Source organism: Luteibacter sp. (genome assembly GCF_051958795.1).
Lineage (GTDB): Bacteria > Pseudomonadota > Gammaproteobacteria > Xanthomonadales > Rhodanobacteraceae > Luteibacter.
The window spans coordinates 1-3,025 of sequence record NZ_JBQCFT010000274.1; the positions used below are offsets into that span (position 1 = coordinate 1).

The 3,025-nt window shown below is 68.0% G+C and carries 3 protein-coding genes; 2 read left to right on the forward strand and 1 reads right to left on the reverse strand.

From position 1 onward, the window contains the following. Window positions 1-368: 368 nt before the first annotated feature. The gene (locus ACTHLF_RS14440) at window positions 369-923 is read right to left on the reverse strand and encodes a glycine zipper 2TM domain-containing protein (RefSeq protein WP_440328041.1); all 555 of its coding nucleotides are present in this window, start codon (window positions 921-923) and stop codon (window positions 369-371) included. A gap of 205 nt (window positions 924-1,128) precedes the next feature. Between ACTHLF_RS14440 and cysS the strand changes: the two genes are divergently transcribed. Beyond that, window positions 1,129-2,508, forward strand: a complete 1,380-nt coding sequence (gene cysS, locus ACTHLF_RS14445; RefSeq protein ID WP_440328042.1) for a cysteine--tRNA ligase — start codon at window positions 1,129-1,131, stop codon at window positions 2,506-2,508. Continuing rightward, window positions 2,505-2,945, forward strand: coding sequence for a SufE family protein (locus ACTHLF_RS14450; protein ID WP_440328043.1), 441 nt, complete (start codon window positions 2,505-2,507; stop codon window positions 2,943-2,945). Before cysS ends, ACTHLF_RS14450 begins: the two co-directional genes overlap by 4 nt. Window positions 2,946-3,025 lie beyond the last annotated feature (80 nt).

The following is a 3,025-nucleotide window of genomic DNA, read 5'->3' on the forward strand; positions in this document are numbered from 1 at the left end:
TGCCCACCCTCGAGGCGAGTTCCGCAGGCGAGGCGGCTGGGCGGGAACAGCCCGTCAGGGGGCCGGCCATGGAGGGCCGGCCGTTTGAAATCGAGCCATGGATGGCGAGTTTCAAACCCCCGCCCAGCTGCCGGTTCGCGCCCGTAGGGCAATAGGTACATGGGCCGCGTAGCGGCCTTCCTTTTCGAACGACGAGGACATGTCTGAGCAGCGAGGGTGGGCGCCAAGGGCTCTTTCCGGAGACGTCCGAGCGCTAGCAGCGATGGCGAAGCCGAGCATCCCCGCGAAGCCGAAGGCGAGCCTGATCGCAGACACAAAAAAAGGCCGCGATCGCTCGCGGCCCCTCTTCACTGCCTTGCCGGAACTGGTCAGTCGGCCGGCGAGACGCTCACGCGGACGCGGAGGCGCTCGCCCGGGTCGTAGTTAAGGCGCGAGACGTAGACCTCACCGCGGTAGCGGTACTCGACGTCGTAGCCCGCGATGCGGCGCTGCTCGGTCACCGAGCTCACGTCGCGGCAGCGGGTTTCCGTGCTCTCGTAGCTGCGATCGCCGCTGCGCGACACGTTGTTGCCGACCACGCCGCCAGCGACCGCACCGGCGACCGTGGCCGCCTTGCGGCCATCGCCCTTGCCGACCGTATTACCCAGCACGCCACCCACGACGGCACCCAGGATGGTACCGGCCGTGCTGCCGCTGCCCTGCTGGCGGGTCACCACCTGCTGGTCGTAGCACTCCTGGCGCGGGGTTTCCACGCGCGACACGCCATAGACAGGATCGACGCGCAGGACGTCGGCCCAGCCGAAATGGGTGTTGTCATCCCCGCCCTGCTGAGGCGGCGGCGGGGGCGGGCCGTAACGATCCTGGGCACTGGCACCGGTAGCGAAAACCGCGAGGATCAGCGCGGGGATAAGCAGGCGAGACATGTAGGAAAACCTCCAGCCAGGTGCAAGATTGCGCCTAGTGGTTGTCATTTCATCAAGTTCACGCTGAATCCACGCTTAGGTTTTCCGGAGCCCGGCCCGGGCGATCCTGTCAACCGAATCCGCCCTCGCGCGTGCACGGCCATGGCCCGGCCTTGCTACTATTTCAGGCCGGCCCAGGCCGCCGGCCCGCCCCCATGGACACCCGATGACGATCTCGCTCTACAACACCCTGACGCGCCGCACGGAGGCGTTTGCCCCGCTCGATCCGAACCGGGTGACCATGTACGTCTGCGGGCCCACCGTCTACAACTACATCCATATCGGCAACGCCCGCCCGCCGGTCGTCTTCGACGTGCTGGCCAGCCTGCTGCGGCGCCATTTCCCGAAGCTGGTCTACGCCCGGAACATCACCGACGTGGACGACAAGATCAACAACGCCGCGGCGGCTGCCGGGGTGCCGATCACCGAGATCACCGGCCGCTACGCCCAGGCCTACCGCGACGACATCGCGAAACTGGGCGTGGCCCCGCCCGACGTCGAGCCGCATGCCACGGCGCATATCGCCGAGATCATCACCATGATCCAGCGCCTGATCGCCTCGAAGCACGCCTACGTGGCCGAGGGCCACGTGCTGTTCCACGTCGCCTCCTACCCGGCCTACGGCGCCCTGTCCGGCCGCGACCCGGATGAGCTCATCGCCGGCGCCCGCGTCGAGGTGGCCCCGTACAAGAAGGACGCGGGCGATTTCGTGCTGTGGAAGCCCTCGGATGAAACCCTGCCCGGCTGGGACAGCCCCTGGGGCCGTGGCCGCCCGGGCTGGCATATCGAGTGCTCGGCCATGAGCGAGGCCCACCTGGGCGACACCATCGATATCCACGCGGGCGGCGTCGACCTCACCTTCCCCCACCATGAGAACGAGATCGCCCAGAGCGTCTGCGCCCATGGTGGCAAGCCGTTCGCCCGGTATTGGCTGCACAACGGCATGCTCACCTTCGACGGCAAGAAGATGTCGAAGTCGCTGGGCAACGTCCTCCAGTTGCACGAGCTCCTGACCAAGCACCCGGGGGAGGCCCTGCGCCTGATGCTGCTGCGCGGCCACTACCGCCAGCCCCTTGATTGGTCGGATGCCGCCCTCACCCAGTCGGTACGCACGCTGGATGGCTGGTATGGCGTCCTGCGCGACCTGGCCGACGTGCCGCCTGGTGCCTTCGTGGTGCCGGAGGCCGTCGAGGCCGCACTGTGCGACGACCTGAACACCCCGCAGGCCCTGGCCGAGCTCTCCCACCTGGCGGACGCCGCGCGGCGGGCTACGGGCGATGAGCGGATCGCCGCCAAGGCAGCCCTGCTCGCCGGTGGCGCGCTAATGGGCCTCCTGCAGCAGGATCCGGAAGCCTGGTTCCAGCAGGGCAATCCGGGCGAGGCCGTCGATACCGCCATGGTCGAGGCTTTGCTGGAGGAACGCCGCGCCGCCCGCGCAGCGAAGGATTTTGCACGGTCCGATGCCATCCGCGATCAGCTGAAAGCGCTGGGCATCGCCATTGAAGACGGCGCTCAGGGCACGCGCTGGAGCGTAGTGAAGGCATGAATGACCTCGTAGCACCGCAGGAACCGACCACCGCCGAAGCGCAGGCCGCCATCGCCGAGGAATTCGCGTTCTTCGGCGACTGGACGGAGCGCTACCAGTACCTGATCGACCTGGGCCGGCAGTTGCCCCCGTTCCCCGACGACCAGAAGAGCGAGGACAACCGCATCCACGGCTGCCAGTCGATGGTGTGGATGATCCCCTCGGGCGACGCGTCGCGGATGACCTTCGAGGCGACCAGCGATTCAGCCATCGTCTCCGGCCTGATCGCCCTGCTGCTGCGCGTGTACTCCGGCCGTTCGGCGCAGGAGATCGTGGATACCGAGCCGACCTACATCCAGGAGATCGGCCTGGCGAAGCACCTCTCTCCCACCCGTTCGAACGGCCTTGTGGCCATGCTGGCGAAGGTGAAGGCCTACGCCGCGGCGGCCCTGGCCTGACCGAGCGTCGTTGGAGCCCCCCCGGGGGGCGCCCAGGGTGGCGTGAACGCCAGAGGGCGTGTGTGGCTCCGGCCAACGGC